This window comes from Mycobacterium sp. (genome assembly GCF_019243155.1).
GTDB lineage: Bacteria > Actinomycetota > Actinomycetes > Mycobacteriales > Mycobacteriaceae > Mycobacterium.
This window is the reverse complement of record NZ_JAFAUS010000530.1, coordinates 1-6,353: the sequence shown is the minus strand read 5'-3', so window position 1 is coordinate 6,353 and position 6,353 is coordinate 1. Positions and strand designations below refer to the sequence as shown.

General features: G+C 68.1%; 7 protein-coding genes. 5 read left to right on the top strand and 2 right to left on the bottom strand.

The features are described 5' to 3' along the window. The coding region (locus tag JOZ00_RS26985; protein WP_293350758.1) for a ferrochelatase at window positions 1-811 on the top strand (811 nt) is incomplete at its 5' end. Between the two features lie 13 nt (window positions 812-824). On the opposite strand, the gene JOZ00_RS26980 is transcribed toward JOZ00_RS26985, so the two are convergent. After that, complete coding sequence (locus JOZ00_RS26980; protein WP_293350755.1) at window positions 825-1,769, bottom strand: hypothetical protein; 945 nt, start codon at window positions 1,767-1,769, stop codon at window positions 825-827. A gap of 57 nt (window positions 1,770-1,826) precedes the next feature. On the opposite strand from JOZ00_RS26980, the gene JOZ00_RS26975 reads away from it, so the two are divergent. The 3 genes from JOZ00_RS26975 to JOZ00_RS26965 are packed head-to-tail and all read left to right on the top strand — an operon-like array spanning window position 1,827 to window position 3,804. Then, window positions 1,827-2,264 (top strand): NfeD family protein, encoded by a 438-nt coding sequence (locus JOZ00_RS26975; protein WP_293350752.1) that lies wholly within the window; start codon window positions 1,827-1,829, stop codon window positions 2,262-2,264. 37 nt (window positions 2,265-2,301) lie between these two features. Further along, window positions 2,302-3,438 (top strand): SPFH domain-containing protein, encoded by a 1,137-nt coding sequence (locus JOZ00_RS26970; RefSeq protein WP_293350749.1) that lies wholly within the window; start codon window positions 2,302-2,304, stop codon window positions 3,436-3,438. Window positions 3,439-3,447: 9 nt separating this feature from the next. Further along, window positions 3,448-3,804, top strand: a complete 357-nt coding sequence (locus JOZ00_RS26965; RefSeq protein ID WP_293350746.1) for a DoxX family protein — start codon at window positions 3,448-3,450, stop codon at window positions 3,802-3,804. A 4-nt stretch (window positions 3,805-3,808) separates the two neighbouring features. Here the strand turns inward: JOZ00_RS26965 and JOZ00_RS26960 are convergent, their stop codons facing one another. Continuing rightward, entirely contained in the window at window positions 3,809-4,582 is a 774-nt protein-coding gene (locus JOZ00_RS26960) for a TVP38/TMEM64 family protein (RefSeq protein ID WP_293350743.1), read from the bottom strand. 179 nt (window positions 4,583-4,761) lie between these two features. Between JOZ00_RS26960 and mutA the strand changes: the two genes are divergently transcribed. Next, window positions 4,762-6,353: methylmalonyl-CoA mutase small subunit (gene mutA, locus JOZ00_RS26955; protein WP_293350740.1), on the top strand; the 1,592-nt coding region annotated here is incomplete at its 3' end.

The window sequence follows — 6,353 nt, the reverse complement described above, 5'->3', positions numbered from 1 at the left end:
GCCGGTGTATTTCGGCAATCGCAACTGGGAGCCCTACGTCGAAGACGCCGTTGCGACCATGCGCGACAACGGAAGTCGCCGTGCCGCGGTGTTCACCACGTCGGCGTGGAGCGGATACTCCAGCTGCACGCAGTACGTCGAGGACATCGCCAGGGCGCGCCGGGCGGCCGGGCCGGATGCGCCCGAGTTGGTCAAGTTGCGTACCTATTTCGACCATCCGCTCTTCGTGGACATGTTCGCCGAGTCCGTCGCCGCGGCCTCGGTGACCCTGCCCGCCGCGCTGCGCGACGACGCGCGACTGGTGTTCACCGCGCATTCGGTCCCGGTGGCCGCCGACGAGCGCTGCGGTCCACGCCTGTACAGCCGCCAAGTCGCCTATGCGACAAGGCTGGTCGCCGCGGCCGCCGGCTACGCCGACTACGATCTGGCGTGGCAGTCGCGGTCCGGCCCACCCCAGGTGCCGTGGCTGGAGCCCGATGTCGCCGACAATCTCACGGCGCTGGCCGCGTCCGGAACGCGAGCGGTCATCGTCTGCCCCATCGGGTTCGTCGCCGACCACATCGAGGTGGTGTGGGATCTCGACAACGAACTGCGCTCGCAGGCCGAGGCGGCGGGAATTGCGTTCGCGCGCGCGACCACGCCTAACGCCGACAGGCGATTCGCGCAACTGGCCGCCGGCTTGATCGACGAACTGCGCGAAGGCAAGTCGCCCGCGCGGGTCGGCGGCGCCGACCCGGTGCCCGGTTGCCTCGCCAGCGTCGACGGAGCGGCGTGCCGTCCGCCACACTGCGCCGCGCCGGAATGCGGCTAGCGGCAACCCAGGCCTAGTCGGACCAGGCCGAGTGCATGATCGCGTTGATCGCGGCCATCCGCGCCGAACGCACCACCGCGGTCAACGGCCGCAACGCATCTCCGGCGATGCGGGCCTCCGATGCCGACCGCGTCCCGAGCGGCTCGATGCCGGCGACGATGGGCGCCGCGAGCCGATCCGGGGATTCCGACGACCGACTCAGCCCCGCGCTGACCGCGATGATCGCGTCGACGTGGGCGGCGTTCTCCAGCACCCGCACCGCGCGCGTCGGCGCGTGGTCGGGAATGCGGTGTTGCCGTGCGGATTCCAGCAGCTGTTCGACGAGTCCGCGCGGGTCCTCAATGTCGGCCGTGGCGGATCCCAGCCCGATGGCGCCGAGCGTGTCGGCGGCCGATCGCACCGCGGAACGGAGCGTGTACTCCGCGTCGCCGAGCTCGTAGTGATCGAATACGGGAGCGCCGGGCAGCGAGTACACCGTCCAGATCAGTGCGCCCACTTCCGGTAGGCCCATGTCGTCCTCGACGGGCTCGTCGAGGTCGTCGTAGAAGAACTCGGGGACCAGCCCGACCGCCGTGCCGGGATTGTGGGGATTGACGATGATCACCGCCTCGCCGGCGGCCAGCGCGTCGCGCTCGAACTGCGTGCCGGGTGCCAACCCGCGCACATCGCCGGGTACGGGCAAAACCACGTTGATCGTCCCGCTCAGCCGATCGGGCCCGTCGGGTGCGCACCCTGTCCGGCCGACCGCGGCGCGCAGCGTCTGCAGCAACGTGACCGTCCCGGCGTCGTGCACATCGGGCCACGGAAGCCCGGTATGGCCCGCCGCGACCGCATCATACGCCGTTACCGATTGCTTTGGCGCCCAAATGGATAACGCGTCCAGGACGTCGTCGGGCGCGGCCTTCCCCGCGAGCCAGGCATTGGCCCACACGGACAGCGAGACACTGGGACACCACACGATTTCGCAGTGTAGTTGTTTTGTCCCGCAAAGGCCGATCACGCGTATTCTGGCCGCATGCACGCCGCTGTGCTTTGGCTAATATTCGCGCTGGTGTTGGCCGGTGCGGAGGCACTCACCGGCCATTTGTTTTTAATGATGCTCGGCGGGGGCGCCTTGGCTGCCGCACTGACAAGTTGGCTGACGGGTTGGCCAGTCTGGGTCGACGGGGCGGTGTTCCTGATCGTTTCGGTGCTGCTCCTGACGCTGGTGCGGCCCGCGCTGCGCCGGCGGCTGACACCGGCCGTCCCCGTGCCGTTGGGCATCGAGGCCCTAACGGGCAAAACCGCGCTGGTGCTCGAACGGGTCGCGCGCGACGAAGGCCAGGTACGACTCGACGGCCAGGTCTGGACCGCGCGCCCGCTCAACGAAGACGAAACCTACGAACCCGGCGAGCCGGTCACGGTCATGCAGATCAACGGCGCCACGGCGGTCGTGTTCAAGAGCGGTTTATAGCGCAGCGCGAGAAACGCTGCAAGAGAAAGGAATTCCGATGGTTGCTGGTGTGGTCCTGCTGGCCGTTCTGGTGATCTTTGCCATGGTCGTGGTGGCCAAGTCGGTTGCGCTGATCCCGCAGGCCGAGGCCGCGGTGATCGAACGGCTGGGTCGGTACAGCCGAACCGTCAGCGGTCAGTTAACGCTGCTGGTGCCGTTCATCGACCGGATCCGCGCCCGGGTGGACCTGCGTGAGCGGGTGGTGTCGTTCCCGCCGCAGCCGGTGATCACCGAGGACAACCTGACCCTCAACATCGACACGGTGGTCTACTTCCAGGTCACCGTTCCGCAAGCGGCTGTGTACGAGATCAGCAACTACATCGTCGGCGTCGAGCAGCTGACCACCACCACACTGCGCAACGTCGTCGGCGGCATGACGCTCGAGCAGACGCTGACGTCGCGTGACCAGATCAACGGCCAGTTGCGGGGCGTGCTCGACGAGGCGACCGGTCGCTGGGGCCTGCGCGTCGCCCGGGTCGAGTTGCGCAGCATCGACCCGCCGCCGTCGATTCAGGCGTCGATGGAAAAGCAGATGAAGGCCGACCGCGAAAAACGCGCGATGATCCTGACGGCCGAGGGCATGCGCGAGGCCGCGATCAAGGAGGCCGAAGGCCAGAAGCAGGCGCAGATCCTGGCCGCCGAGGGCGCCAAGCAAGCCGCGATCCTGGCCGCAGAGGCCGAGCGGCAGTCCCGGATGCTGCGCGCGCAGGGCGAGCGCGCGGCCGCGTATCTGCAGGCGCAGGGGCAGGCCAAGGCCATCGAGAAGACGTTCGCGGCGATCAAGGCGGGCAGGCCCACTCCGGAAATGCTTGCCTACCAGTACCTGCAGACGCTGCCGGAGATGGCGCGCGGCGACGCCAACAAGGTGTGGGTGGTGCCCAGCGACTTCAACGCGGCGCTGCAGGGATTCACCAAACTGCTGGGTTCCCCGGGGGAGGACGGGGTGTTCCGGTTCGAGCCGTCTCCGGTCGAGGACCCGCCCAAGCATGCCGTCGAGAACGACGAGGCCGAAGTCGCCGACTGGTTCTCCACCGAGACCGACCCGGCGATTGCGCAAGCGGTTGCCAAGGCCGAAGCGATAGCCCGCCAGCCGGTGGACGGCAGGCCCGGCATGCCGCCGGAGCTGACCAAATAGGATTGGGTGATGACTGTTTTGAGTTCACCGAAAACCTATGCGGCGCTGGGGGCTTTCCACGCCGTCGACGCGGTGGCGTGCGCGGTTCAGGTGGCCCCCATCAAGAAGGTTCTGGATGATGTCGGCGTTCCGGAGAACATCCGGCCGGTGCTGCCGGTGGTCAAGGCGGCCGCCGCGATCGGCCTGCTGTCGGTGACCCGGTTTCCGGCCCTGGCGCGGCTGACGACCGCGATGTTGACGCTGTATTTCGCGCTGGCGGTGGGTGCGCACGTCCGCGCACACGACAAGCCCGTCAACGCCATTCCGGCGGCGACATTCCTGGCCACCTTCGCCGCAATGACGGCGACGGGGCCGAGGCGGAGTTAGCCCCCTATCGGCCGACGGGGGTCGGCTCGGGGGAGGGTTCGTCGTAGAGATGGTGGTTCGCGCGGCGACGGTGGTGCCGACGGTACTGGCGAAGCTCGAACACCAACCCGGTCAGTCCCAACGCGGCGGTGCATGCCGACACCAGATACAGCGGCCAGCTGATGTGACCGGCGAGTGCGTCACCGAGGATGACCACGGCGGCGGTGCCGGGAAGCAGTCCGGCCAGCGTGGCCAGCGCATAGGGCAGCACCCGCACCGTCGACGCGCCCGCCGCGTAGTTGAGCACGGAGAACGGCACGGCGGGAATCAACCGCAGTGACAACACGGCCAACCAGCCCCGGTGCCGCAAGCGCTCGTCGACCGTGTGGATGGATCGGTGCCTGACGACTCTGTTCAGCCGCCAACCGGCCGCGCGCACCACAAGCATCGCGATCATCGCGCTCGCCGTGCTCGCGGTCACCGCGATGGCGATGCCCAGCACCGGGCCGAACAGCAGCCCCGCCGCCAGGGTGAATGCCGTGCGCGGAACGGGCACCACCGTCACGACGATGTGCGCGATGAAGAACGCCAGCGGGAACCACGGGCCGAGCGATTGGGCCCAGTCGCGCAGTTGCATCGGCGAGGGCAACGGAATCCACGAGGCGAGGAGCACCAGAACTGTGATGCCGACCACTGTCCACACGATCCGCGACCGAGACACCTGGCGCGCAGCGGCGCGCAGAGAAGACCCGAGATCGCGAAGTGTCTGGCTGATCTTGCAGGTGGCGGAAGCCGTCACGCCTCACAAGGTTACGGGTAGCCGATGAATAAGACGTTTCTCGAGGCTGGCGTTTCATCGGATGCCCGGCGCGACGCCACCACCGGCGGTTTTCAGGGGAGAGGCTCGATCAATTAGCCTCTTTATCAAGTGGTATCCCCAAAGAACGTTCCCGAATGCTGGGAAAAAGGGAGCAATCGGTGTCCATTGATGTACCCGAACTTGCGGACCTGGAACAGGTCCGCGGGCGTTGGCGCAGTGCGGTCGCCGGCGTGCTGTCAAAGAGCACCCGGAAGGACCCCGAGCAGTTGGGGGACGAGCCGGAGCGGCTGCTGGAAACACCGACCTACGACGGGATCGCGGTCCGCGCGCTCTACACCGCGCTGGACGAGGTTCCCGAGCCGCCGCTCCCCGGCCAGTGGCCGTACGTCCGCGGCGGGGACGCGCTGCGCGACGTCAAGTCGGGTTGGAAGGTAGCCGAGGCATTCCCGGCCACTCCGGTGCCCGGTGTTGCGGCGAAAGACGTCAATTCCGCCGTGCTCGACGCGCTGGCCAACGGAGCGAGCACCCTGGTGCTGCGGATAGGGGAGTCCGGGCTGGCGCCCGACCAGCTCGAGGCGGCGCTCGAAGGCGTTTATCTGTCCATGGCGCCGCTCATCCTCGAGGCCGGCGCCGACTACGCGGCTGCCGCCGATGTCGCGCTGTCGCTTGCGGACGGGGTGGAACCCGACCAGCGGGCCATTCTGTCGATCGATCTGGGCGGTGACCCTCTGACCGCTTCGCTGAGCGGGCGGCCCGCCACGGCGGTCGAGGAGGTTGTCGCCGTCGCCAAGCGCGCTACCCAGCACACCGGCGTGCGCGCGATCAGCGTCGACGGACCGGCCTTCCACAATCTGGGTGCCAACGCGACATGGGAAGTCGCCGCCGCCATTGCCGCCGCGGTGGCCTACCTGCGGGTGCTCACCGAGTCCGGGTTGTCAATCGGCAAGGCGCTGAAGCAGATCAGCTTCCGGCTGGCCGCCGATGACGACCAGTTCATGACGATTGCCAAGATGCGTGCGGCCCGCAACCTGTGGGCCCGGGTCGCCGAGGTGCTCGGCGAGCCGGATTCCGGTGCGGCCGTCATCAACGCCGAGACGTCACTGCCGATGATGACCCAACGCGATCCCTGGGTGAACATGTTGCGCTGCACGCTGGCCGCTTTCGGTGCCGGTGTCGGCGGCGCCGACTCGCTGCTGGTTTTCCCGTTCGACGTGGCGATCGAAGGCGGATTCCCGGATGTGGCAACCAGTTTCGCGCGACGCATCGCGCGAAACACCCAGTTGCTGCTGCTCGAGGAGTCACACGTCGGCCGCATCCTGGATCCGGCAGGTGGATCGTGGTTCGTGGAAGACCTCACCGCCCAGCTGGCACAGCAGGCGTGGCAGCAGTTCCAGGCCATCGAGGCGCGCGGTGGCTTCATCGGGGCGCGCGACTTCATCGCCGCGGAGATCGCCGAGATCGCCGGGCGCCGCGCCGACGACGTCGCCCACCGGCGGACCGCGATCACCGGTGTCAACGAGTTCCCGAACCTCGGCGAACCGCCGCTGCCGCAGAGCGATTCGTCGTATTCCCCGCTCGCTGCGGGCAAGTTGGTGCGTTATGCCGCGGAGTTCGAAGCGCTGCGAGACCGTTCCGACGTCCACCTGGCCCGTACCGGGTCGCGTCCGCGGGCGCTGTTGCTACCGCTGGGCTCGTTGGCCGAGAACAACATTCGTGCGACGTTCGCGGTGAACCTGCTGGCCTCCGGTGG

Bases quoted from the DNA above. Each gene is read 5' to 3' on its own strand.
- JOZ00_RS26975 (WP_293350752.1), top strand. From the start codon at position 1,827: ATGCACGCCGCTGTGCTTTGGCTAATATTCGCGCTGGTGTTGGCCGGT.
- JOZ00_RS26970 (WP_293350749.1), top strand. From the start codon at position 2,302: ATGGTTGCTGGTGTGGTCCTGCTGGCCGTTCTGGTGATCTTTGCCATG.
- JOZ00_RS26965 (WP_293350746.1), top strand. From the start codon at position 3,448: ATGACTGTTTTGAGTTCACCGAAAACCTATGCGGCGCTGGGGGCTTTC.